This is a genomic window from Clostridioides sp. ES-S-0001-03 (assembly GCF_020676075.1).
Classification (GTDB): domain Bacteria; phylum Bacillota; class Clostridia; order Peptostreptococcales; family Peptostreptococcaceae; genus Clostridioides.
Genome location: NZ_JACVWJ010000009.1, coordinates 29291 through 54064 on the forward strand (window position 1 = coordinate 29291; position 24774 = coordinate 54064).

Here is a 24774-nt window from a genome sequence, read left to right on the forward strand (position 1 = left end):
AAAGAGTAAATGGTTAGATATTTATTATCTTATCACTTTACTCTTTTATTTATTTTAAAGTCTTATACATCTCTTTAATACCCTACATTCCATATTCATTAAAATAACTCCTATTTTCAAAAACCTCATTTTTAAATCCATATGTTGTCTAAATATAAAATAAATATACAGGTACCTTAATAAACATGTTGCAAAATTATTAAGGTACCTGTATAATATATTTCATAAGGTGCCTTATCATTATAAATCATATTATTTAGGAGGATAACATGGAAAATGAAAAATCAAACATTAAATATTTAAAAGAAGAACCAATAAAAAAAACTATTCTTTATTTATCTATTCCTATGATGATAGGAATGTCAGCTGGAACTATCTATAATGTAATTAATGCCTACTTTATAGGTTTAGTTCATGACACAGCTATGCTTAGTTCAATAACATTGGGACTCCCTATATTTACAATTCTAATGGCTTTTGGAAATATGTTTGGCGTTGGTGGTAGTACATTCATAACTAGGCTAATTGCACAAAATAATAGTGATGAAGCCAAGAAAATTGCTGGATATACTTTTTATGCAAGTATTATAACAGGTCTATTGATAGGTCTAATTGGCTACTTACTAATGAATCCTATTATTAGATTATTAGGTTCCGATATGACTACATTTGAATATACAAAACAATATGCAATTACACTATTTGTTGGCGGATTTTCTATTATATTGAACTTCTCTCTTGAACAAATTGTAAGGTCTGAAGGTGCATCAAAAGAATCTATGTATGGTATGTTTATAAGTGTAATAGTTAGTATCATATTAGATGTTTTATTTATACTAGTTCTTAATATGCATGTGTATGGTGCTGCATTATCAATGATACTTTCTAACATTGCATCTAGTGCTTATTATGTTTGGTATTTAAATGTTAAAAGCGAGAACCTTAGAGGGTTTTTACATTACATAAAAATCAGCATAAACAGTCAAGTTGAAATATATAAAGTTGGTGTATCCCAATTAATCCAATGCTCTTTCTTAATTGTGACTACATTATTATCCAATAACTACTCTATGCAATATGGAAATAACATAGTTGCTAGTTTTGGTATAGCACTTAGAATTGCTCAAATTCCAGAATTCTTTGTTATGGGTATTGTTTTAGGTGTAATGCCACTTATAGCATATAATTTTTCTAATAAGAATATACCTCGTTTAAAAGAAAGTATAAAGTATTCTGCTTTATTCATATTTGTAATCGCAGTTGTATTTTCAGGAGTTGTTTATATATTTAGAACTCAAGTAATACAAACATTCTCAGTTGATACGTCAGTTATTGAAATAGGAACGTATGTATTGGTAGCTATGTTAGTATCTGCCTTATTCAATGGAGTTACATCTTTATTTATGACAATATATCAAGCATCAGGAAAAGGCATTGAAACAGGTATAATGTCTATAAGCCAAGGTGGATTGTATATACCTATAGTAATATTGCTTAATTATTTTTATGGACTTGATGGGCTAATATGGTCTATGACAGTAACAGAAATTATAACATTTTTAATAGGTGCAGTTTTATATATACCTTATAGTATAAAACTTAAAAAGGCATCAACTAAAAATAAAGTAAGTCTTATATAAGATTTACTTTATTTTTAATTTTAATGTTAGTCAATACAAATTATTTTATTATATGTAATTATTAATATATTAATCAATTTTATTAAAAATAACAGTCTTCTCTTTTAAAGAGATTTTTCCTACTTGATATCCATATTCATTTAATTCTTTTTTATATTTTAAAAACGAATGGTCTATCTCTATTCCTGCAATATCTTTTATTTCTTCAAAAGTTAATTTAAATGATTGATTACTATTTTTCTTGACATATTCCCATAAAGAACTATATTTGCTCATTTTATATCACTCCTTTTAAAATTATATCTTATCTATTAGTTTATATTCTATCACTATTAATTTATAAAGTTATGCTACTTATTATTTATATGAAAAAATATACAAATAATAAGTAGCAATTTTTTATAATTATCATATTTTCTTCATATTTAAGAAAAGTCACTCGTAGTTAAAATATTTTTTTAAAGAAAGTTTACTTCATCAGAAAACAAATTTTAATTGTTCTTATTTTTATTATGTAATTATTCAAGACAATATGTCATTGTTGAAATACAACTCTAATAACTAAATATTTTTATACATTCACTATTTAAAAATCTTTTTTATTGAATTTAAGTTAAATTTATCGACATTTCAGTAATAGCGTTTTCTTCATTTTCAATATGAATGTCGATTCTATTATAATTAAAGCTCTACATCAATCTTTTTACCACTCATTGAACAACAACTAACTTTTGCCTTATCAATAGAGAATATTTCAAACTTACCGTCTCCTACAGAGTACATCTGACCTAAACTTGGCATTATTTCAAGTGCCTTAGCTTGTGTTTCTTTTGATGTAACGAATACTGCTTCACCCAAAATACGTAGAGTATTAAGTTTTTGGTCTATACAGCAAAGCTCAACCTTTGGATTAAAAATAAGTTGCTTAAACATATCTTTTTGATTAGATGTGCAAAATGTAAGTTTGCCATCATATTCCATAACAAATCCTAGAGGACGCACATGTGCTTGATTGTTCTCATCAACTGTTGCTAAATAATAAACTCCTGCTTTGTTCAAAAATTCTAATACTTTCATAATTACTACACCCCTTTTAAATACTTGTATTAAGGATTATCCTTTGATATAATTTTAATATAAAATAAGAAAAAAACAAGTATGCAGTTTTTTCTGATAAAGTATAAAAAAGATACTATTGGAATTGAGGAGTGAATTAAAATGAGTTTGTATAATAAAAATAATATAACTGAAAATGCTGAAGAATTAACTTGCCCTATACGTTACGCATTAGATATTGTTGGTGGAAAGTGGAAATTGCCTATTATATGTATGTTAGCAGTTGATAATCCAATTAGGTATAGTAGTATAAAAAGAAAATTAGATGGAATTACAAATACTATGCTAGCTCAATCATTAAAAGATTTAGAGTCTGATGGTATTGTTCATCGTAAACAATACAATGAAATTCCTCCAAAAGTTGAATATACATTAACGGATAAAGGTAAAAGTATTGTACCTATTTTGCGACAGTTTGCTAATTGGGGCGCTATTAATATGCAGGAGAAAAACACATGCGGACTTAATTGTAAGGAATGTCGAAAAATAACTTAATCATATAATATACAATCATTACAAACTTTTTTTTAGTTCTTTAATAATATATAAAAATATTTTTGTTAGTTTTCAATATTTGCTATATATATTTATTTCTATATAAAATTTGTTATTATATATAATTTTAAAATTTAAGATAAGGGGAATTAATATGTCAAATAATATCAAAATTATAAAAAAAGAAATAAACTATTTCTTATTAATAAATTTTTTACTGATTGCTTTTACATCAATATTTTTATTTTGGTCAATATCAAAACCAAATAATAGTGAACTTATATCAAGCTTCTCTGTATTATTTATGTATATTCCTGCATTTTCAGCAATTGTTGTTCTAAAAAAAGTTTCTAATTACAAGTTTGATTCAACAGTGGATAAATTTTTAAAGTTTTTTGCTATAACTACAATTGTGAGAATAGTAATATCTATAGCTGAAACATTTTTAATCCATAGTAGTATTATTTCTTCAACAATAGATACATTAACATCTTTTTATCTTTTAGCGGTTGTTCTTTACAATGAATTTCAATTTGAAGTTTTAAATTTATCTTTAAGTAAAAATTTCAAAAAAGTTTTAGGTATTCTATTAATATTCTTGATATTAATTATAGTTAGAAGTATTATTGATAAAGAAGGTTTATCAATTAATATTGTAAATAAATTTTTCACAGTATTTATAAATATAATTATAAATTTATGTTTTGGTTTTAATTTATTTTTTGGAGAAGAATTTGGATGGAGATACTTTCTTCAACCTAGACTACAAAAGATTTATGGCAAAAAATTTGGTGTATTAATTTTAGGTTTTATATGGGGAATTTGGCATTTTCCTCTTTGTGTCACTTTGTACAGTCCCGAAACCCCATTTTATTGTGTTATTTCCCATATATCATATTGTACCTTTATAGGAATATTTTTAGGATATACCTATATGAAGACCAAAAACCTTTGGGCACCAATATTAATCCACTTAGTAAATAACAATGTTTATATTATACTTAAAGGAGGTACCGAATCTATATTTACATTAGAATCACTATTATGGAGTATTCTAGTTGATGCTATATTGTTTTTACCATTCTTATTTACTAGAGAGTACAAAACTAATAACTATGATGAAAGTTCTAACTAGTCTATAAATACGTAAATCTCTAGACATAGAGGCTTTTTATATTTGTCCATAATATTGATAAAATACCTGTTTTAATATATATAAGAGTAGTCCTTATGGTATATAAGTAAAATAAAATTACTTTTTATGTAAATTTTAATAATTTGCTCATTTTAAAAACCACTTTTCATTAGATGTAAAAAAGTGGTTTTTAAAATAATATTTCTACATTTAATTTTTAGCTCATTCTTATCTAAAACAGATTATTATATATTTATATCAATCTAAAAATAGCCATTTTATGTTTTATGGTATAATAAAAATAATACATACCTTACTTTATTTTAAGTAAAATAATTTCTTAGTTTAATTTATATAGAACAGTTAAATCGGCAAAAATCAATCTAATAAAGGACTTCATAAATTTAAATATGGATATAGAAGTAGCTCTTCAAAATCTAATCGTTATTTTACATTTTGTGGTATAATAAAAATCAAGAAGGACTATACTTTATTGTTGTAGAGTAGAGTCCAGAAATTATTGATTATTCTTTTTGAACTTAACTTTTAGTTCAAAACTAAAGCTACTCTTTCGTGAACTGTACCCACTGTTTTATACAGTTAAAACATGTAAAAATAGGTTTTGCATTTGGATATAGTTCTATTGCTTTATCAAAAGTTTCGAACACCAAGTTATTGTTATTTGATTTTCCAATAACATATGAAATTATACTTCTATCGCCTAAATCTAGAATTGCACTTAAATAGGCCTTCGTCCCATTGGTTAATTTAACTGTTAACCATTTTTGATAGGTTTTATCTGCACTAAATTTTCTACTTAATACATTTCCAGCGATTACTTCTGGTTTACATTTAACATAACTGAATTTCTTTTTTCTACAAACAGACCTTAAACCTACGCCTCTCATTAGTCTGTACACTCTCTTGTGATTGACATTAAGTTTATACTCTCAGTTTAACTGCAGAGTCATCCTTAAAGAGCAAAAAAAACCCATTCTTTTCTTCATATATCTTAGTTATCAAAGCTGCTAATTTAATGTTTTCAAGTTCTAAATTACTTTTATATTGATTGAGCCATTTATAGTACGTTTACAAAAATTTTTAGTTTAAATTATAATTTTATAAAAAACTAAATAATTTCAATATTACAATTAATAGATGATAAAATTAAAACTATATTGCTTAGAAAAATAATTAAGAATTTGAAATGGTGTATCTACCATATTATATTTTAAATATTTTTTAAAAGTTAATATATAAAAACAGGATGAGTATATAAGTCACCCTGTTTTATATATTAAACTCTAAATTTAATAAGCTCAAGTGTGTCATTTAATGCTGACATACTATCTATTTGAATCATTAACCACTTACTTCCATTAAAGAATTTTATCTCATTATACAATTGCTTTATATAATCACAACAAGTGTTAATAAATAAGTCAACCTCAACTCTATTACTTTCATTTACAATGACTAAAGCTTTGAAGGAACCTTCTTGAGGATATAAGGTACATAATGACTTTCCTCTTTTTTTGTATTTTACATTCCAACCTCTTTGCATTGAACATTTGCTATACTCGAGTTTTGGTTCCACACTATATGTTGAACTTAATATACTATTTAGCTTGTCCCACAATGGACTATTAATAAATTCTTTGATTTGTTCAAAGGTTGGTTTATTATCTTGGAAAAATGTATCTTGCCAATCCATATTCATCACCCTTTCTATTGTTCAATAGACACTGGAATAGTCCAATGTTCCATATATGCCACTTCAGGTGTAGTAGGATAATACATTTCAATCGCAAAATCAGTGGCTATTAAATTATGATTCTTCATCCATCTTTCCATAAACTTATCCGCTTTAAAAACAGCTGAATCAACTAACTCATTAAAATTTTCTGCTTCAAATCCACACACTAAATATTCTTTAGCAGGTAACTCAAAAATACTATATCCTTCCACCAATGTACCTGGCTCCACTTCTATACCTGCCATATACATACAATTACCTTCTTTTGCACTTCCCATATAAAGAGCAGCAAATTCATTTCCACCTGGGATTTTATTTGGTATATTGTGTTTTTGACTTCCAAGTTTCATCCATAATTCCTTTGCTATCGCTATGCCAGTTGTCTCACCACCCATCAACTGGCAAATAGGTATTTCTTTTTCTATTCCAATAAAAGTCCTTGGGTTACTCAATCTTCTGCGAGTTACTTCAATTACTATATCATCAGCAATCAGTGGCACACCTTCATCAACCATAATATAATTTAAAATTAATTCTGGCTTAACAAATTGATTAAGTTTTACTGGATTTGCTCTATATTCCTCTGGAGTTAATCCATATGCTTTTTTAAAAGCACGTGTAAATGTCTCATGACTTTCAAATCCAAAATTTAAGGCTACATCAAGTATACGATTCTTATGTTCTGCTAAATGTTCAGAAGCTTTTGCAAGGCGACGAAGCTTTATATATTCCATTACGGTCTTATTAACTAACCTTTTAAATAATCGTTGATAATAAAATGGTGATAAATTAGCTGCATTTGCTAAATCATCAATAGATATTTCTTCTGATAACCTTTCTTCTATCAATTCTAGTGTAGTTTGAATGGATTCCCATGCATGCATATTATAATTCCTCCTTATAGTTATCTTAAGCTTCTATATTTATATTATCAAAATCATAAAAATTCTTCTTGATATACAGTGCCTTTTTTAATCTTTACAATACTTACCAACAAGATTATTTAAACTTATTTAACTTGTCTTTAGACAAGTATTCTCCCACTTCTAAGTAATATCATAAGTGGTTATTAGTTCTCTACTCTATGTTAAATATTGTAATATTAATAATAGGCTATATGACAATTACAATATTTTATTGTAAACATAAAGTATTGCAGTAAAAATAAAATATAGCAAATCTTATTTGAAGATTTGCTATATTATATATTTTATTAAATTGTTTTTAAACACTGTATTTATTTCTTTACTAAAAAATTCCTTCATATCATCCAACTGCTCTTTAGTATATACATATTTTCCATATCCAAATTGACCATATTTAAACTTTCTATCATCATTTTCCATTGGCAATAATGTGTCTGGATAAATTTCTAATATTCTATTTTTAGCTTTAGTTGTATATCTATGAGATATAACTTCAAATATAATTTTTCTGTCAAAATCTTTTGGAAGAGCTTCTTTTATACTTCTAATCAGACTTCTATACTCCTCTTCCCAACCTTCATATAAAAACACAGGAGCTATTATAAATCCAATCTGATATCCAACTTTTGCAAGCTTTACAGCTGATTCTATTCTTTTCTTTGCAGAAGCTGTATAATGCTCATGTCCATCTATAATTCTAGGTGTATTTATGCTAAATCTTATCTCTGTATGGTTATTATGCTCAGCATCCAACAAGCTATCTACATCACTGTATTTAGTAACAAATCTAAATCTTCCCTTTTCTTCTTTTCCAAAAAACTCTATTGTCTTTTTCAATGAATTAGTATATGGCTCTACTGGAACAGGGTCTGATGTAGCTGCTCCTTCAAATATGGTTACTTGTGGTTTTCTATCTTCAATATACTTCTTTGTTTGTTCAAGTATCTCATCTATATTTACAAACACCCTTATAAAGGGTTTATCACCTAGTTGTGTGTTTAAATAACAATATTCACATCTTCCCATACATCCACTGACAAGTGGTAGTTGATAATTAGCAGAAGGTTTACATGTTTGAAATTTTAAGCTTTTCCTAGTGCCAACTACCATTGTTTGTTTTCCATTTCTATATTGTTCATATAGATTTTCTCCTGGGATATGTTCCTTAACCCTATTTGATGATATCTTAATTATTTCTACATCTTTTTTATCCTTAAATTTATCATATATGTTTTTCCCAATATTAGTATCTAAGCTACCCTTTTCAAATATTATTCTTTTAGGATTAAACATTTATTTCACCTCTACTTAAAGTTTTTAAAATGAAGATTTTTATAAAATATTACTTAGTTAATCTTCCCCTTTTTAAGTTTCTTTATTTATCAGAAAGTAAAATAAACATTTGAGATAAATTTATTTTTTTGCATTAACTAATTACAAGTTTATTTACTTATAACAACTAACACAACCAATTTTTATCTAAAATTTAATTTATAAATTTAATTTACAAAGATTTATAGTATATTTCTCTTATTTGTTCCTTATTAAAAGTCTTTGGATGTCTCTTAATATTTGCAGCAGATATTTTCATACAGTTATCAGTTAACCAATCAATATCTGATTTTACAATACCTAAGTCACTTAGCTTTATATCTAAATCTATCTTTTTAAGGAAATTTTTAACTGCACCTGAACAATCTTCTGCACAAGTTCCACCCAATAGTTTTGATATATTTCCAAACCTTTCAATATCACTATCCCATGAACTTTCTACAATAGTTGGTGTTAAAGCTGCAAGCCCTTTTCCATGCATTACATCTCTAAGACCACTTACAGGATGCTCCATTCCATGTTGAAGAGTTGTTCCAGCTGTACCAATTGTCATCCCACCAATAGTGCTTGCAAGTGTTATTTTCTCCCAAGCTTCTAAATCATCAGAATTATTGTATACATTTACTAAGCTTTCTGATATAAGTTCAATCCCATAGATAGCCTGTACATCTGCAAGAGGATTTCTTCCATTAGAAAGATATGCTTCTATGTTGTGAGCAAGTGCATCAAATCCAACTGATGCAATTATATGTTTTGGCATTGTTACCATAAGCTCTGGGTCAATTATTGAGGCTTTTGCATACATGCTATTCTTTTTTATAGATTTTTTATCTTTAGTATCTGAATTTGTAAGCACTGCAAAACAATTCCCTTCACTACCTGTGCCTGATGTTGTTGGAACTAAAACTATAGGTAGGGCCTCTTCACCTTGTTTAATTCCAAATATGTAATCATTTAAATCACCTGGATTTTTATAAGAAAAAGCTATACTTTTAGCTGCATCCATTATACTTCCACCACCAAGACCTAAAACACAATCACAACCAGTTTCTTTTATAGCTTCTACGCCTGCATATATAGTAGTTATAAGAGGATTTTGCTCTACTCTATCAAAAACTTCATATTCTACTTTAGCACCTTTTAGCAAATCTATTGTCTTATCAAGTAACCCTGTTTTCTTTGTACTGTTTTTCCCAGTTACAATTAATACTTTTTTACCATATTTAGATACTTCTATTCCTACATCATTAATTCTTCCTCTTCCAAATAAAATATTTACTGGCAAACTATAATTAAAATTCATGCTAAAACCTCCTATTTTTCTACTTTAGTAATAACTTTATTTTTTAATAAAAGTATAATTATGTATTGAAACATAATTTATAAAATAATCTTTTACTTAATTATATGTATTATTTTATTTCATATCAAGTTAACTCTATTTAATCAAATATATTTCTTGCTGAAGTACCGTTAAATGATTAAAACTTAACTAAAAATTATAAAAATAAAAAAGAGTTATCTAAAGATAATTTCAATCATCTTAAGACAACTCTTTTCATTTTTGTATCATACAAATTTTTTAAACTTTATTTTCCTATATTTTAAGTCTATAACTCTATTAACATATTCATAAGTTTATTACTTCTTTGTACAAATGAATCTAATTCTCCTGGCTTTAATTCTTTATTAGAAAGTAAAGCTAAATCAGCTATTTGATTACATATAAGTGCTACTTTATCTTTCTTTTCTTCATCATCTTTAAGAGAAACTAATTTTTTGATAATCGGGCTGTTTTCATTTATTACAAGAGTCTTTTCTTCCTCAAAGCTCATTCCTAAATCCATTCCAGCAAATCTTGACTGCATTTCTGCCATTCTAATAGATTGTTCAGATACTAAAATCATAGCTGGAGTTTCTTCGTTTTTTAATCCCTCTACAGAATAATTTTTCACTCTTTCTCCGACAGCTTCTTTAAATAACCCTTCTATCTTAGCTATCTCTTCTTTATTTTCTTCACTATCTTTATTTTCATTTTTGTCTTTTAATACATCAGAAAGGTCTGCATCTATTCTGTTGAATTTAACACCATTTTCTTTGTATTCCATAAATGAAATAAAATGAGTATCTATTGATGAATTTAATACCACAGCATTTAGGTCATATTCCTTAAATAATTTTATATATTGTGATTGTTGCTCTTTATCACTTACATAGAATACTTTATTTTCATGTTTTTCTTTACATTTTTCTAAATAATCTTGAAGTGTTATATACTCATCATCAATAGTTTTAAATAATATACATTCTTTCACTTTTTCATAGAAGCTCTCATCTTTTAAACAACCATATTTAATGAATATTTGTATATCATCCCAGAACTTGTTGTATTCTTCCCTTTGATTTTTACAAAGAGATTTTAACTTATCTGCTACTTTTTTAATTATATGTTTAGAAATTTTACTTACATCTCTATCATTTTGTAAGAAGCTTCTTGATACATTTAGTGGTAAATCTGGGCAATCTATTACACCTTTTAATAAAAGTAAAAACTCTGGTATAACTTCTTTTATGTTGTCAGCTACAAAGACCTGATTGTTATATAATTTTACTTTTCCTTCTGTCAATTCAAATTCATTTTTTAATTTAGGGAAATAAAGTATACCCTTTAAATTGAAAGGATAATCAACATTTAGATGTATCCAAAACAAAGGTTCATCAAATACATTGAATACTTTTCTATAAAACTCTTTATACTCATCATCAGTACAATCCTTTGGAGATTTAAGCCATAAAGGATTAGTATCATTTAATGGTTCAATTACCTTTGCATCTATAACTTCTTCTTCTTTTCCATCTTCTTTTTGCTTTTTAGCTTTTTCTTCAGCTTCCTTAGCTTCTCTTTCTAACCTTTCAACATCTTCTAAATATATCTCTACTGGTAGGAAAGAACAGTATTTGTTTATTATTCCTCTTACAGTAAATTCATCTAAAAATTCCTTACTATCATCATCAATAAATAGTGTTATCGTAGTTCCTCTGTCATGTCTACTATCTGATTCAGATATTTCATATTCTGTACCACCTTCAGATATCCATCTTACAGGAGTTGCTCCTTCCATATATGAAAGTGTATCTATTTGTACTTTTTTAGACACCATAAATGCAGAATAAAATCCTAACCCAAAATGACCTATTATGTCATTTGACTCTTCCATTTTATCCTTATATTTATTAAAGAAATCTTCTGCACCTGAAAAGGCAACTTGGTTTATGTATTTTTTTATTTCTTCCTCAGTCATACCTATTCCATTATCAATAAATTTAAGTGTACCCTCACCTTTATTTACAGATACAGTAATTTTATAATCTGATGGATTATTTTCTGATATTTCTCCTAATGATATAAGTCTTTTGTGTTTACTTACTGCATCACATGCATTACTGATAAGCTCCCTTATAAATATGTCCTTATCAGAATATAACCATTTTTTAATTATAGGAAAAATATTTTCTGTATGAATTGAAATACTTCCTTTTTCAAACTCCATTTTTATCCCTCCTCATTTTATAATTACTATTTTAAATTTTTTAAAATAGTATGTCAATATATTATAAACAAATTATTTTAAAATAAAATAATTTATTTTTCTTAGTTATTTTTTTATTCCTCTTTTAAAATTTCCTTTACCTTTGAGTTATTATACATACTATTAGGAACCTTATTAACTAGTTTTTTTAATGTCAATTTAGAGTTTTTTAAATCACCTTTATTATAATACATCATACCTAAATTATAATACGATTCATCAAAATAGGCATCTTCTTCTGAGTAATTTTCTACATACATTTTATAATATTCTTCAGCAGTATTATAGTCTTTTAATTTTTCACTAAGAATAGCTACTTGATAAGTTGCCTCTGATGTATTGCCTTTATTTTCACCAGTATCTACTACCTTTTTATATAATTGTATAGAGGACTTGGTTTTCTTTTCCTTCTTTAAATTATTCGCTTTAGACATCAATTCATCTTCTGTAAATAAATCAGTATTTTTATCACTTTCATTGTCTACAGTATTTTTTTCAGAATTTACATCTTCTTTGTCATCACTTCTATCATTATTATTTGCATTAGAAGTCTTATCCTTATTTTCTTTATCATTTAAGATAGAATTTAGTTTTTCTTCATTTTTAACACTAGTGTTTTCAGACATCTGATTTTTTAAATTATTCATCTTATAAGAGCTATATATATTTTGTCCTATTAATAATATACCTAATATTATTGCTAAATGTAGATATTTATTTTTTTTAATACTTTTTTTCTCATTAGAAGTTAAATTTTTCTGTTTTTCAGTTATATTATCTTTCTTAACAACATCTTTAGTTCCATCAAATTTAGAGTGTTTAATATTTTTATGTGAAAATTCACTTTCATAAATATCTACGTCTGCATTACTTTTAATTTTTTTATTATATGTATCTAATATATTATTCTCTTGGTTTAATAAATGATTTTCTTTATCAATTCTTTTTAAAACTTCTAAACATTCATCAAATTTTATGTAATCTTCTTCTTTATCATAAATCAAAGCAAGTAACTCATAAGGCTCTATTAAGTCACTATATTGCTCAGTTATAAATTTAAAACCTTGTATAGCTTCTTTGTACATTCCTTTATTTATGAATCTTATAAGCTGATTATATTTTTCAAAGAAAATTAAAAACTCCTCAGATGTAAGCATATTTATATACTTTTCACACAGAGCAGTTTTTTCGCAAAGGGAACTCTTATAGAAACTTTCTACAGCCTCATCAAAATTACATTTTAGTAGGTTTACAAGACCTATAAGATTTAAAATATCTACATCATTTGGGCTTAAATCTCTTGCTTCTTTTAAAAAGTTTAATCCACTTGATATACAATTATTATTTATATTATCGATAGATTCATTATATAGAACACATGAGTCTTTTTTATTGAGTTTTAATATATCTTTCTTTACATCATTTAAGTTTAAAATAAATACCACCTCATGCCATAAGTATTAATTGATTTTGTTTCTAAACAAGAGATTTTACCATGTCCTCTTCACTTACTATACTTGTTACTTTTACACCAAAGTTTAAGTCTACCACTACCACTTTTCCATAAGCCAGTACTTTATTGTCTATTAGTATTTCTACATCTTGGTCTGCTAAAGTATCAAGTTCAATAAGAGAACCTTTATTTAGATTTAAAATATCTCTCAAACTCATCTTAGTTCTTCCTATAACTACAGATAACTCTAACTTAAGGTCAAGTATTCTATCTATATTATTTCTATTAGTTTCAGAAATTTCTAAAGCTAATTCATCATCTCCACTAATTTCTTTTTCAATTTTATCATTCAGTAACATTTTTGCTTCTTCATCTGAAATAAGATTACTATTATCCATAACTACACCTCTTTTTTGACAGCATCACTTATTTTCACACCCTTTTTACTTGATATAAATCCTGGTGTTGCTGTGTATGATTTTGAATTTTCTACATATACATCTATATAATCATTTATCTTTTTATTTGTTACTATTACATCTCCAACTTCTAGTTTAAGTAAATCCTCAACATTAATTGATACTTTACCTATCTCTGCAATAACTGATAATTCTATATTAGATACACTATCATAGATTTTCTTAGTGAATTCCTCTGAATTATCCCCTGCATCCATATCTAAAAATTCTACTACAGAAATATTTTCCAAAACGGCCTCTAAAGCATTGTATGGGAAACAAAGTGAAACATTACCAATATGCTTATTATCATTTAGCACTTTTAAATCTACAACACATACAGGTGCAGTTGGTGAACACAATTGTGGTAAATTAATATGTGTATGTGTATCTAACACTTGTATGTTTTCAAAGCCTTCAAATAAATGCATATTTCTTACTAAATCCTCCATAAGATGTAAAAGTAATTTCTTATCAAGTTCTGTAAGTTCTCTGTTAGTATCTATTGTAACTCCATTTCCTCCAGATGTTATATCAATCCACATATCAGCTACACTTCTATCTATTCTAAAAGAAAAGTTTTTCATAATAGGTTCCATCGAATTTTGTACTACTAAACATGAAGATGTCACTTTATCTAAAAAAGTTTGATAATTTACTTGGTCTATATTCTCAACCACCATACTAGAATTACACTTAAGTTCATAAACTATATAGTTTTTATATTTTTTACAGAATTCAGCTAATAAAAAATTTAAGCAAGTTAAATTTTCTCTTGAATAACTCTGAGGTTTGCCGAAATCATAATCTTTCATATCATACATGAATATTCCTCACCTTACATAATTATTTAGCTCTTAAATTATTAGCTATTTGCCACATTTCATCAGCTGTCTTTATTCCTTTTGAATTCATTTGAAATGCTCTTTGAGTAGCTATTAAATCAACAAATTCTTCTTGTAAAGAAACATTTGACCTTTCTCTGTAGCCTTGAACTATATCAACTTTTCCAACTTGTTTGACTTCTCCTGCATCAGTTGCAACAAATAGGCTATCTCCTTCAGATATAAAATTTTGAGTTCCTGTAGGCTCATACAAATTTATCGTTCCTATTTTTTTATTATCTACAAATAAATCTCCATTTCTTGAAACGGTTAAGTTTGTATCAGTTATATTTGTATTATTGTAGTTATAACCTGCATCAAATTGGACATCTAGTATATTTCCACTATCATCTACAATCTTACCTAAAGCATCTACATTAAATCCACCATTTCTTGTATATGCATATGTCCCATCATTTCTTATGACTCTAAAGAATCCTTCTCCATCTATTGCCAAATCACTTTTACTATTTGTTGGAGCTAATGCTCCTTGTTCATAATTTCTCATAGGAGCTGAGGCTTTAGAGCCAGTTCCAGTTGATATATCTTTACCATTTGTCGGGTAAGATGGTCTATTTAGTACTTCATCTACTAAATCAGAATATTCCATATTTAGCTTTTTATATCCTGTGGAATCAGTATTTGCTATATTATTAGATATTATATCTAGTTTACTTTGATTTGCTGATAAAGCTGTTTTACTAGTATAAAACATTGTGTACATAAAAATTCACCTCCTATTATCTATCTTACTGAACCAATCTCGCTTGCTATTTTTGCTAATTTAGAATCCATAGCTTGAATTATCTTTTGATTTGCTTCATATTCTCTTGAAATTGTCATCATATTATTGATTTCAGATACCATATCTACATTAGATGACTCTATAGCATTTTGTATTGTATATGCATTATTTGCTTTTATAGCTCCTTCTCCAGAATACAGGTTATTGCCTTCTTTTTTTAGCTTATTATAGTCATTAAAATCTACCATATTAAATTTGTACATAGCATTTCCGTCCAGTGATATTGTATTATCATTTGCTACTTCAAATTTCTTATTTCCTACATTTATATGACCCACAGCACCAGTTACAGTATTTGTTCCAAGAACATAGTATCCTTCACTAGTTATAAGGTCTCCTTGATTATCTGTCCTAAAATTACCATTTCTAGTATAAAACTGATTCCCAGCTGCATCACTAACCAAAAAGAACCCCTTACCTTGAATAGCTACATCCATTTTATTATCAGTCTGCTTTATAGGACCTTGGTTAAAATTTGTAATAGTTTCATCCATGGAAATACCTGGACTTATTTCACCTATCTCTTGCTTTTGTTTAGTTCCATTTGCGTAGTTATTGTAAGCTTCTAATTTCAATGAATCAAAACTCTTGGTTAAAAGCTGTTTACTTTTATATCCATTAGTGTCCATATTGGCTAGGTTATTGACAACAACATTTTGCTTTTGTTGATTTGTTATCATAGCCGAAACTGCTGTATATAATCCTCTTATCACATTATGACCTCCTTTTTCGTAAATTGTTTAACAAGATTATTTATTCTAAAACTTTCATCTCACTTGAATATTTCATCCCTAATGCTCTGGCCTTTTTTTCTATCTCTGCTTTGCTCATATCATTATTACTAAAAAGCATTATACATAAAGTCGATATTAATATACCAATTCCTATTCCTAAAAGTACTTTTTTATCAAATAATAATATTCTTATATTTTGTAACAACTCTTTATTAATGACAGCTCACCCTTTCCAATATGTAGCATCTTGCATATTTCCACATCATCATAACCAGAATTTATAAGATGTTTCACTTTAAGAGATAGCTCATTTTCTTGTTTTATTTCCTGTCTTGATTCTATAAAGATACTGTCTTTTTTTTCTTCATTAGTTTTTATTAAGTTATAATTTTCATAAACTTTTATATGATTATTACTTCTTATTTCAGCAAGTACTTTATCTAAAAAGAATCTTCTTTTTTCTGCAACTATCAATCTATCATTTGCCTCATATTCCTGTTCAAATATTTTGTCAAAGTACCTGTTATCTTTGTTTTTCGATTCCTTATGTAAATTTGCTATTATAGTTACTATTATCAAAATAGACACTACTATTAATATAATTTGTATCATCACATCAATCACCATCTATATAGAATATTTAAGTTCTTTTATTTTGCTTCTCAAGTTTCTTATTGATTTTCTGTGGAGTTGTGAAACTCTTGATTCTGAAACACCTAGCACTTTTCCTATTTCCTTTAGATTTAAATCTTCATAATAGTACAGTGAAAGTATTAATTTTTCCTTTTCCTTTAAATTACAAATTGCTTGAGATAAAATTTCTAGTTTTTCTTCTTCCTCTATTACATTTGCTGGAATATCTTCATCTCTGTCACTTATTGTATCTTGTACAGTTTCATTTGTATCTTCAAAGATTACATGGTTTAATGATACAATATTTAGCATGTCTATATTATTTTCGATATCATAAAGTTCCTTTTCTGAAATATTTAATTCATTCGCAATTTCATATGAAGTTGGCTCTCTTAATAACTCAGCCTGCAATTTTTCTACTACTCTATTATATTTATTTACTTTAGTTAAATTATGCTTAGAGATTGGACTTTGATTTCTAATTTCATCTAATATAGCTGATTTTATTTTTATATAAGAGTAACTAGAAAATTTTGCTCCTTTTTCAACATCAAACTTATTTATTGCATCAATCAATCCAATAACTCCACTATTTACTAAATCTTGATATTCAAAGCCTTTCCCAGGTATAAAAAATTTTCTTGCTATACTCTTTACAAGAGGCATATTCTCTTTTATTAATTCTTCTCTATTCATTAACTACGCCTCCTTAGCTTTTAAATATACTAAACATTTTTCTTAGTAGACCCTTATTCTCATCAATATCTTCTCTTGACTGACTTACCATTCTCTTTGCTATAGATATAATACACTTTGAAGCGCTACTTGTAGGATATTCCAGAATAAATGGTATCTGCTTTTTTACACATATTCCTACTTTTTTATCATCTATTATATATCCATATAACTCTAAATTAAGATTTAAAAATTTGTCTACAACCATCTTTATTCTGTTGTATGTAGATTTTGCTTCTTCTAAATTTATTACCCTGTTGATTATTATGTTTGCACTTCTCTTTATCCCAAAATTACTTATGGCCTTTAGTAAGCTATATGCATCAGTTAATGATGTTGGTTCTGGAGTTGTTATTAAGAAAAATTCAGTACTACAATATATAAATGACAATAGACTTTTACTCATACCAGCACCTGTGTCAATTATTATAAAATCGACATCATGAATCTGTTCTATGCTATGTATAAACTTATTTCTTTGAGCTTCTGTAAAATCTTCTATATGATTAAGTGCAGAACCTCCAGAAATTATATTCACACCATATTTAGTACGTGAAATTATATCTTCTATATTTTTTTCTCCATTAATTACATCAATTATCGTACCTTTTACATTTACACCCATTATTATATCTATATTTGACATTCCTATATCTGCATCTAATATAAGAACTTTTTTATTAAGCCTAGTCAAACAGATAGACAAATTTGTAGCGAGATTACTCTTTCCAACACCACCTTTCCCAGAAGCTATTGTAATTATCTTAGGTGCATTCCCATTCTCCACTATAAATTCATCAAGTCCTCTTTTTTCTATTGCCATCTTTCTCAAGATTTGAGCTTGGTCAATCATATACTTTCAACTCCTAATAGTAATCTTATAATCTTATCTTCATTAGGTTTTATAATGTCATCAGGAACACTTTGCCCTATTGTAATATACGATATTGGTTTTTGTGCATAATTCACTATGTTAAAGATGGAACCATATGTGATTGTTTCATCCAGCTTTGTAATTATTAAGCTTTTAAAGTTCACATTTCTATATGAATCTATAATTGCTTTTGTATCATTTTCTCTTGTTGTGCAATTCAAAACTAAGTGTATATTATCAGTTTCAGCTTTATCTATGAGATTTTTGATTTCTAATATTTGCATAGAATTTTTATATCCTCTACCTGTAGTATCTATTAATACAACATCACAATCTTTCATCTCATCAAGTGCCAACTCCATCTCATCAGGGCTTATTACTCCTTTAAAAGGAATATTCATTATGTCAGTATATATCTTTAACTGCTCCACAGCGCCAATTCTATAGGTATCTATAGTTATTACACCTACTTTTTTATTTTCCTCAAATACTAATTTTGCGGCTAACTTTGCTATTGTAGTTGTCTTACCTACTCCTGGTGGTCCAACTAGAGCGATTTTCCCATTTATCGTTGGATTTTCTATTTTAATCTTTTTCTTTAGACTTTCTACTAAATTTTTACTTGTATCAATTCCATTGAACTTCATTTCTTGTAAGTCAGTTCTTATGGACTCTACAATTTCTTCATTTAACTCTAGATTTAGTAGGTTCTTACATATTTTATCTATATCATTGTCATTCTTATTATCAAACCCCATATTACTTATAATTGACTTTAATTGTTCTACTTCTCGTTTCAAGTCATTTTGTTCTACATTATCTCTCTTTTCCCATCCAACAGTTAATTCGATATCTCTCTTTGAAAAAATACCTCGTATTCCAGATTTTCTTACTTCTTTTTTATCTATTAATGTAATATTGTCACCCAATTCCATTTTGGCTAGATTCATAGCATCCTGAATTGTATTAGCTGTATACTTTTTCGTCATCATATATGCTCACCACACCTTCTGCTTTGATTTTAACATCATTAGGTATTTCATTTAATGATAGTACAGTCAAATTAGGATATACAATCTCAACTAGTTTTCTAAATGGTGCTCTTATCTTTGGTGATACTACTATTACTGGTATATTATGATTGAAATATACATTACCTATTACATCTTGTATACTCTCAAATATTTTGTTTGTGTTTTCTGGGTCAACAGCTGGATAAGTTCCATTTACAGACCTTTGTAAATTATTAGATACCAATTCCTCTGTTTCTGGAGATAATGTAGCCACTACAATTGACTTATCTTCATCCACCAAATTCGTACAAATACTTCTAGCTAAAGCTATTCTCACATATTCAGTAAGAAGCTCTATGTCTTTTGTGTTTCTGGACTGGTCTGCAAGTGTTTCAAGGATTGTAACCCTATCCTTTATATTTACTTTTTCTCTCAACAGATTTTTAAGTACTTTTTGAACTTCACCAAGTGTCATTAAGTCTGGTATCAACTCATCAACTACAGCACTATAATTTTCTCTTGCTGCATCTATAATAGTCTTAACTTCTTGTCTTCCCAGTAACTCATGTGCATTGGATTTTATTATATCTAGTAAATGGGTTATAAGTATTGTGGATGAATCTACAACTGTATAACCTTTTAACTCTGCATCTTCTACCTTATCACTTTCTATCCAAAGTGCCTCTATTCCAAAAGTAGGCTCAATTGTCTTTATTCCAAATATATTAAAACCTTGATTCATAGGGTCCATACATAAAACCATATTAGGCATTATCTCATATCCACCAACTACATTACCTTTTATCTTTATGTTATATTGGTTTGGATTTAGTTGTAAATTATCTCTTATTCTTATAGGTTGTACAACTATACCCATGTCTATGGCACATTGTCTTCTTATTGATGCTATTCTCTGAAGTAAATCTCCTCCTGCTGATTCATCAGCTAAAGATATTAAGCCATATCCAATTTCTACTTCTATAGCTTCTACATTTATTAAGTTTGTTACATCTTCTACTTCGTTTTTGTCTGGATTTACCATATCAGGTTTTTCAAAATCTAAATCTTCTAAGGTATCCTTCTTTTCTCTTCCTAAGAAGTAACCTGCTGCTATTGCACCTATTCCCAGTGAAAAAAACGCTGGCTTGGGTAATCCAGGCATCATACCAAGTATAATTAAAACACAACCAGTCATCATTACTGCTTTTGGTATTGCTGTTAATTGCTTACCTACTAAGTCACCAAAGTTTTCATCAGTCGAAGCTCTTGTTACGATTATACCAGCTGATGTGGATATTAGTAGAGCTGGTATCTGGCTTACAAGTCCATCACCTATAGTAAGTCTTACATAAGTCTGAGCTGCACCCATAAGAGTCATGTTTAGCATTACAGCTCCTATTACAATTCCTCCTATTATATTTATTGCTGTTACTATAAGACCTGCTATAGCATCTCCTTTTACAAACTTATTTGCACCATCCATAGAACCATAAAAATCAGCTTCTTGTTGGAGTTCTTTTCTTCTTTTTCTAGCAGTTTTGTCATCTATAACTCCTGCATTTAAATCTGCATCTATACTCATCTGCTTCCCTGGCATGGCATCTAACGTAAATCTAGCTGTTACTTCAGATACTCTTCCAGAACCATTAGTTATAACGACAAATTGAACAATTAATATAATTAGGAATATAATTATCCCTACTACGTAATTTCCACCTACAACAAAACTTCCAAATGCCTCTATAACTTCACCTGCGTATCCTTGAGTTAAAATTAATCTAGTTGATGAAAGATTTAATCCCAATCTAAATAGTGTTGTAACAAGTAACACTGTTGGAAATATAGATAAATCAAGTACATTTGTTGTAAATAATGTCATTAATAAAATTAGCACAGATAAACTTATGTTAATTGCCAGTAAAATATCTAATATAAATGTAGGTAATGGCACTATCATCATAAGAACAATTCCTACAACACCAAAAGCCACTATTACGTCCATATGTTCTTTTAGATTAAACTTATTCATTACTTATCCTACCTTTTTGGGACTTTGTATCTATTTTTGATTTTATATACTGCTACTAATATCTCTGCAAAAGCTTGATACATGTCCTCTGGAATTTCTTGGTCTATTTCTACTTGCTTATATAACAACCTAGCGATGGGTTTATTTTCTATTATTGGGATGTCATTTCCCTTTGCGATTTCCCTTATTTTAAAAGCTAAATAGTCTGCACCTTTTGCCACTACTACTGGAGCTTGGTCCTTCCCTTTTTCATATCTCACTGCTATAGATAAGTGAGTTGGATTAGTTACTATTACAGTAGCGCTTGGTACTGCTTGCATAGTCCTTTGAGATGAGATTTGTCTTTGTTTTTGTTTTATCTTAGCTTTTATTTCTGGGTCTCCTTCTGAGTTTTTATATTCATCTTTAACTTCTTGTTTTGTCATTCTCAGTTGTTTTTTATGACTATACCTTTGACAAAAATAATCTGCAACTGCTATAACTATCATAGCTATACAAATTTTACTTAATATGGAATATACTAAGTCTTTAACTGTATACATTAAAGTTGGTAAGTATATATTCCCTAGTTTTAAGATATCTAAATAATTATCTTGAAAAAATTTATATCCTATGTAAGCTAAGACAGATATAATTGCTGTATCCTTTATTAAAGTTGATAAACTTCTCATAGAAAACATGTTTTTGAATCCACTAATTGGATTTAATTTTGATAAATTTGGTTTCAAAGTTTCCCCAGTAAATAATATTCCCACTTGAAATAGGTTAGCTACTACACCTAAGACCAAAAATGGAATAGCTATCGGCAAAAATATCTTGAAAAAATCCATTAATCCTACTATAATTAAGTTTTCTAGGTTTGAATAATTTATGTTCATATAAAAATTCACGCTTAAAAAATGATTGAGTGAAGATTTAAGTGTGTCCACTACATATGAAAATAATGTAGGGACTAACAAAGTGAATGCAAATAAGGTCATTGCAACAGGTAATTCTCTACTTTTTGCTATATTACCTTTTTTTCTTTGTTCTCCCCTTTTCTTTGGAGTAGCGTCTTCTGTTTTGTCTGTTGAACCCATAAAAAACATAGGGGCTAGTGCAAAAGTTCCCTCATACATCTTTGGTATTTGACTCAATAAATGACTTATTTGGTTGACAATTAAAGGTATTGATATGATAAATAATGCTATACCAACCAATATTTTTAATGGCATACCAACTATCATTACGTTTAGTTGAGGTACACTTCTTGATATAAGACCTAATATAAAATCTGCCATAAGCAGACAAAGTACAATAGGTATTGCTATTTTAAACCCAGTTATAAAGCACTGCACAAATATGTTTATTATATAATCTATATTATTATCTACAAATGATTTTCCTATTGGAATTAACTCAAAACTATACCTTATACCTCGAATTAAAATATGGTGACCATCCATGCTAAAAAATATCATAATTGCTGTCCAGTTCATAAGATTATCAATTAGAGTTGTTTGAGTCATTGAGTTTGGGTCAAACATATTAATCATTGATAATCCCATCTGTTGGTCCATCATAGAACCTGCCATTCTGATACTGTAAAAACATAGATTCGTTATATATCCAAGAATAATCCCTGTTATAGTCTCATTTATACCATATAAAGTAAACATTACAATATTGTCTATATTTGTTACATATTCAATTTGCATAGTACTTGAAATCAATATTGATATAATGATTGCAAAGAGTGACTTAAATAAAGCAGGCGTACCAGCTGGAAATAGCATTCTCAATGTTCCAAAGAAGGCTACTATTCTAATAAATACAAAAATCATATGTATCCTACTTACTTAGTTATAAGAGACATCATATTGAATATCTCAGAAGTAAAACTAATAAGAGTATGTAACATCCAGCTTCCACCAATAGCTACTACCAAAAGAATTGCTATTAGTTTTGGTACAAATGTCAAAGTTTGCTCTTGAATTTGAGTTGTAGCTTGAAATACACTTATTAAAAGTCCAACTACAAGAGAAACAATGAGTACTGGAGCTGCAATCATAGCTCCTGTAAACATACCATTTTTAAGAACACTCATTATCATAAATTCACTCATATTATTTTTCTCCTATCCAAATCCCAATATCAATGTTTTTACTATCAAGTTCCATCCATCCACCATTACAAATAATAACAACTTAAATGGTAATGATATCATAACTGGAGGCAACATAAACATCCCCATAGACATTAAAACACTTGCTACAACAAGGTCTATTATCAAAAATGGTATGTATATTAAAAAACCTATTTGAAAAGCAGTTTTTAGTTCACTTATTGCAAAAGCTGGAACTACAACAGATAAGGGTATATTTTCACGAGTTAATTTTTTTTCTTTTAACCCTGCTTGTTCTACAAATAAATCTAAGTCAGTTTGTCTAGTTTGCTTTAGTAAAAACTCTTTAATAGGTACTTCTGCTTCTTTCATGGCTTTTTCCATAGTAATATCTTCTTTCATATATGGTTGTAATGCCTTTTCGTTTATTTCATTTAATACTGGTCTCATTATAAATATTGTCAATACTATCGCAAGCCCTACCAAAACTTGACTTGGAATTGCTTGTTGTGCTCCTAATGCTGATTTCAAAAATGATAAACTTATGACTATTCTAACAAAGCTTGTCATCATGAACATTACAAATGGTAAAAACATTAATGCCGTTAGAAATAAAAACAATTGCATTGAACTTGTATATGGTACGTCAGACAAAGGTAATTTTGATAATAGTTCCATTTACTTATCTTCCTTTTTTGTAAATTTTCCAATATATCTACTGAAATCATATTTTGCTTTGATTTTTTCCATTTTAAAATCTTGGATTTTAAAATTTCTCTCTTTAATGTCATCTTCTATTTTTGATATTTCTTCTTTGGTCAAATCTTTTATCTTATTCATACTAGCTGAAGAAGATGCAATAATACATCCTTCTTCACCTACTTTTAAAATTATTATGCTATTGTTTTTATTTATACTTACAATGTCTAGTATTTTTACATATTTGTCATTGTATTTTTTTAATAAAGTTCCCTGGCTAATTTTTAAAGATAAGACTATCAATATTAAAATTATTGGAATACATATTAATATCTTTAATAAATAAAGTATCATGTCTTACCA

25 protein-coding genes and 1 pseudogene are annotated in these 24774 nt (G+C 27.8%); 3 read left to right on the plus strand and 23 right to left on the minus strand.

What is annotated here, in order from left to right; all coding sequences use genetic code 11:
• Positions 1–269 precede the first annotated feature (269 nt).
• On the plus strand, positions 270–1640 hold the full coding sequence (locus IC174_RS16275; protein WP_227483419.1) for an MATE family efflux transporter: 1371 nt from the start codon (positions 270–272) through the stop codon (positions 1638–1640).
• 69 nt (positions 1641–1709) lie between these two features.
• On the opposite strand, the gene IC174_RS16280 is transcribed toward IC174_RS16275, so the two are convergent.
• Positions 1710–1916, minus strand: coding sequence for a hypothetical protein (locus IC174_RS16280; RefSeq protein WP_227483420.1), 207 nt, complete (start codon positions 1914–1916; stop codon positions 1710–1712).
• 405 nt (positions 1917–2321) lie between these two features.
• Positions 2322–2717, minus strand: a complete 396-nt coding sequence (locus IC174_RS16285; RefSeq protein ID WP_227483421.1) for a pyridoxamine 5'-phosphate oxidase family protein — start codon at positions 2715–2717, stop codon at positions 2322–2324.
• Between the two features lie 141 nt (positions 2718–2858).
• Here IC174_RS16285 and IC174_RS16290 point away from each other — a divergent pair, with 141 nt between their 5' ends.
• Both IC174_RS16290 and IC174_RS16295 read left to right on the plus strand, forming a co-directional pair.
• Positions 2859–3251 (plus strand): winged helix-turn-helix transcriptional regulator, encoded by a 393-nt coding sequence (locus tag IC174_RS16290; RefSeq protein WP_227434699.1) that lies wholly within the window; start codon positions 2859–2861, stop codon positions 3249–3251.
• 154 nt (positions 3252–3405) lie between these two features.
• Positions 3406–4386 carry a CPBP family intramembrane glutamic endopeptidase gene (locus IC174_RS16295; RefSeq protein ID WP_227483422.1) on the plus strand — a complete coding sequence of 327 codons (981 nt, stop codon included), beginning with the start codon at positions 3406–3408 and terminating at the stop codon, positions 4384–4386.
• A 563-nt stretch (positions 4387–4949) separates the two neighbouring features.
• Here IC174_RS16295 and IC174_RS16300 read toward each other — a convergent pair.
• The 21 genes and pseudogenes from IC174_RS16300 to IC174_RS16400 all read right to left on the minus strand — a co-directional run.
• Positions 4950–5321 (minus strand): annotated as a pseudogene (locus IC174_RS16300) (hypothetical protein); the annotation flags it as partial.
• A gap of 362 nt (positions 5322–5683) precedes the next feature.
• On the minus strand, positions 5684–6100 hold the full coding sequence (locus tag IC174_RS16305) for a DUF3788 domain-containing protein (protein ID WP_227483424.1): 417 nt from the start codon (positions 6098–6100) through the stop codon (positions 5684–5686).
• Between the two features lie 14 nt (positions 6101–6114).
• A complete protein-coding gene (locus IC174_RS16310) occupies positions 6115–7026 on the minus strand; it encodes a helix-turn-helix domain-containing protein (RefSeq protein ID WP_227483425.1) in 912 nt (303 codons plus the stop codon).
• 312 nt (positions 7027–7338) lie between these two features.
• On the minus strand, positions 7339–8361 hold the full coding sequence (splB, locus tag IC174_RS16315) for a spore photoproduct lyase (RefSeq protein ID WP_227483426.1): 1023 nt from the start codon (positions 8359–8361) through the stop codon (positions 7339–7341).
• Between the two features lie 211 nt (positions 8362–8572).
• Entirely contained in the window at positions 8573–9703 is a 1131-nt protein-coding gene (locus tag IC174_RS16320; RefSeq protein ID WP_227483427.1) for an iron-containing alcohol dehydrogenase, read from the minus strand.
• Positions 9704–10010: 307 nt separating this feature from the next.
• Positions 10011–11951: a molecular chaperone HtpG gene (htpG, locus tag IC174_RS16325; protein ID WP_227483428.1), complete on the minus strand. Its 1941-nt coding sequence runs from the start codon at positions 11949–11951 to the stop codon at positions 10011–10013.
• Between the two features lie 113 nt (positions 11952–12064).
• Positions 12065–13435 carry a tetratricopeptide repeat protein gene (locus tag IC174_RS21460; protein WP_227483429.1) on the minus strand — a complete coding sequence of 457 codons (1371 nt, stop codon included), beginning with the start codon at positions 13433–13435 and terminating at the stop codon, positions 12065–12067.
• Between the two features lie 31 nt (positions 13436–13466).
• The gene (locus IC174_RS16335; protein ID WP_413926673.1) at positions 13467–13841 is read right to left on the minus strand and encodes a FliM/FliN family flagellar motor switch protein; all 375 of its coding nucleotides are present in this window, start codon (positions 13839–13841) and stop codon (positions 13467–13469) included.
• A 2-nt stretch (positions 13842–13843) separates the two neighbouring features.
• Positions 13844–14725: a FliM/FliN family flagellar motor switch protein gene (locus IC174_RS16340; RefSeq protein WP_227483430.1), complete on the minus strand. Its 882-nt coding sequence runs from the start codon at positions 14723–14725 to the stop codon at positions 13844–13846.
• Positions 14726–14747: 22 nt separating this feature from the next.
• On the minus strand, positions 14748–15509 hold the full coding sequence (locus tag IC174_RS16345) for a flagellar hook-basal body complex protein (RefSeq protein ID WP_227434690.1): 762 nt from the start codon (positions 15507–15509) through the stop codon (positions 14748–14750).
• Between the two features lie 20 nt (positions 15510–15529).
• The gene (locus tag IC174_RS21465; RefSeq protein ID WP_227483431.1) at positions 15530–16303 is read right to left on the minus strand and encodes a flagellar hook-basal body complex protein; all 774 of its coding nucleotides are present in this window, start codon (positions 16301–16303) and stop codon (positions 15530–15532) included.
• Positions 16304–16343: 40 nt separating this feature from the next.
• The gene (locus tag IC174_RS16355) at positions 16344–16529 is read right to left on the minus strand and encodes a flagellar protein (RefSeq protein WP_227434688.1); all 186 of its coding nucleotides are present in this window, start codon (positions 16527–16529) and stop codon (positions 16344–16346) included.
• Positions 16514–16936 (minus strand): flagellar protein, encoded by a 423-nt coding sequence (locus IC174_RS16360; protein WP_227483432.1) that lies wholly within the window; start codon positions 16934–16936, stop codon positions 16514–16516. The genes IC174_RS16355 and IC174_RS16360 overlap by 16 nt, the downstream gene beginning before the upstream one ends.
• 15 nt (positions 16937–16951) lie before the next feature.
• The gene (locus IC174_RS16365; protein WP_227434686.1) at positions 16952–17653 is read right to left on the minus strand and encodes a sigma-70 family RNA polymerase sigma factor; all 702 of its coding nucleotides are present in this window, start codon (positions 17651–17653) and stop codon (positions 16952–16954) included.
• 13 nt (positions 17654–17666) lie between these two features.
• Entirely contained in the window at positions 17667–18545 is an 879-nt protein-coding gene (locus IC174_RS16370) for a MinD/ParA family protein (protein WP_227483433.1), read from the minus strand.
• A complete protein-coding gene (gene flhF / locus IC174_RS16375; protein WP_227434684.1) occupies positions 18542–19555 on the minus strand; it encodes a flagellar biosynthesis protein FlhF in 1014 nt (337 codons plus the stop codon). Before flhF ends, IC174_RS16370 begins: the two co-directional genes overlap by 4 nt.
• A complete protein-coding gene (flhA, locus tag IC174_RS16380) occupies positions 19533–21608 on the minus strand; it encodes a flagellar biosynthesis protein FlhA (protein ID WP_227434683.1) in 2076 nt (691 codons plus the stop codon). The genes flhF and flhA overlap by 23 nt, the downstream gene beginning before the upstream one ends.
• Before the next feature lie 8 nt (positions 21609–21616).
• Positions 21617–23431: a fused FliR family export protein/FlhB family type III secretion system protein gene (locus IC174_RS16385; protein WP_227483434.1), complete on the minus strand. Its 1815-nt coding sequence runs from the start codon at positions 23429–23431 to the stop codon at positions 21617–21619.
• Positions 23432–23442: 11 nt separating this feature from the next.
• Positions 23443–23712: a flagellar biosynthesis protein FliQ gene (gene fliQ / locus IC174_RS16390; protein ID WP_009888090.1), complete on the minus strand. Its 270-nt coding sequence runs from the start codon at positions 23710–23712 to the stop codon at positions 23443–23445.
• A 12-nt stretch (positions 23713–23724) separates the two neighbouring features.
• Complete coding sequence (gene fliP / locus IC174_RS16395) at positions 23725–24390, minus strand: flagellar type III secretion system pore protein FliP (protein WP_227483435.1); 666 nt, start codon at positions 24388–24390, stop codon at positions 23725–23727.
• Positions 24391–24765: a flagellar biosynthetic protein FliO gene (locus IC174_RS16400; protein ID WP_227434680.1), complete on the minus strand. Its 375-nt coding sequence runs from the start codon at positions 24763–24765 to the stop codon at positions 24391–24393. It abuts the gene before it with no gap.
• Positions 24766–24774: the final 9 nt, after the last annotated feature.

Excerpts from the sequence above, each read along its gene's own strand:
- IC174_RS16310 (WP_227483425.1), bottom strand. The coding sequence starts at position 7,026 with ATGCATGCATGGGAATCCATTCAAACTACACTAGAATTGATAGAAGAA.
- IC174_RS16365 (WP_227434686.1), bottom strand. The coding sequence starts at position 17,653 with ATGAATAGAGAAGAATTAATAAAAGAGAATATGCCTCTTGTAAAGAGT.
- splB (WP_227483426.1), bottom strand. The coding sequence starts at position 8,361 with ATGTTTAATCCTAAAAGAATAATATTTGAAAAGGGTAGCTTAGATACT.
- IC174_RS16370 (WP_227483433.1), bottom strand. The coding sequence starts at position 18,545 with ATGATTGACCAAGCTCAAATCTTGAGAAAGATGGCAATAGAAAAAAGA.
- IC174_RS16290 (WP_227434699.1), top strand. The coding sequence starts at position 2,859 with ATGAGTTTGTATAATAAAAATAATATAACTGAAAATGCTGAAGAATTA.
- IC174_RS16335 (WP_413926673.1), bottom strand. The coding sequence starts at position 13,841 with ATGGATAATAGTAATCTTATTTCAGATGAAGAAGCAAAAATGTTACTG.
- IC174_RS16285 (WP_227483421.1), bottom strand. The coding sequence starts at position 2,717 with ATGAAAGTATTAGAATTTTTGAACAAAGCAGGAGTTTATTATTTAGCA.
- IC174_RS16360 (WP_227483432.1), bottom strand. The coding sequence starts at position 16,936 with ATGATACAAATTATATTAATAGTAGTGTCTATTTTGATAATAGTAACT.
- IC174_RS16345 (WP_227434690.1), bottom strand. The coding sequence starts at position 15,509 with ATGTACACAATGTTTTATACTAGTAAAACAGCTTTATCAGCAAATCAA.
- htpG (WP_227483428.1), bottom strand. The coding sequence starts at position 11,951 with ATGGAGTTTGAAAAAGGAAGTATTTCAATTCATACAGAAAATATTTTT.
- IC174_RS16340 (WP_227483430.1), bottom strand. The coding sequence starts at position 14,725 with ATGTATGATATGAAAGATTATGATTTCGGCAAACCTCAGAGTTATTCA.
- IC174_RS16385 (WP_227483434.1), bottom strand. The coding sequence starts at position 23,431 with ATGATTTTTGTATTTATTAGAATAGTAGCCTTCTTTGGAACATTGAGA.
- IC174_RS16275 (WP_227483419.1), top strand. The coding sequence starts at position 270 with ATGGAAAATGAAAAATCAAACATTAAATATTTAAAAGAAGAACCAATA.
- flhA (WP_227434683.1), bottom strand. The coding sequence starts at position 21,608 with ATGAATAAGTTTAATCTAAAAGAACATATGGACGTAATAGTGGCTTTT.
- IC174_RS16320 (WP_227483427.1), bottom strand. The coding sequence starts at position 9,703 with ATGAATTTTAATTATAGTTTGCCAGTAAATATTTTATTTGGAAGAGGA.
- flhF (WP_227434684.1), bottom strand. The coding sequence starts at position 19,555 with ATGACGAAAAAGTATACAGCTAATACAATTCAGGATGCTATGAATCTA.
- IC174_RS16280 (WP_227483420.1), bottom strand. The coding sequence starts at position 1,916 with ATGAGCAAATATAGTTCTTTATGGGAATATGTCAAGAAAAATAGTAAT.
- IC174_RS16400 (WP_227434680.1), bottom strand. The coding sequence starts at position 24,765 with ATGATACTTTATTTATTAAAGATATTAATATGTATTCCAATAATTTTA.
- fliQ (WP_009888090.1), bottom strand. The coding sequence starts at position 23,712 with ATGAGTGAATTTATGATAATGAGTGTTCTTAAAAATGGTATGTTTACA.
- fliP (WP_227483435.1), bottom strand. The coding sequence starts at position 24,390 with ATGGAACTATTATCAAAATTACCTTTGTCTGACGTACCATATACAAGT.
- IC174_RS16305 (WP_227483424.1), bottom strand. The coding sequence starts at position 6,100 with ATGGATTGGCAAGATACATTTTTCCAAGATAATAAACCAACCTTTGAA.
- IC174_RS16295 (WP_227483422.1), top strand. The coding sequence starts at position 3,406 with ATGTCAAATAATATCAAAATTATAAAAAAAGAAATAAACTATTTCTTA.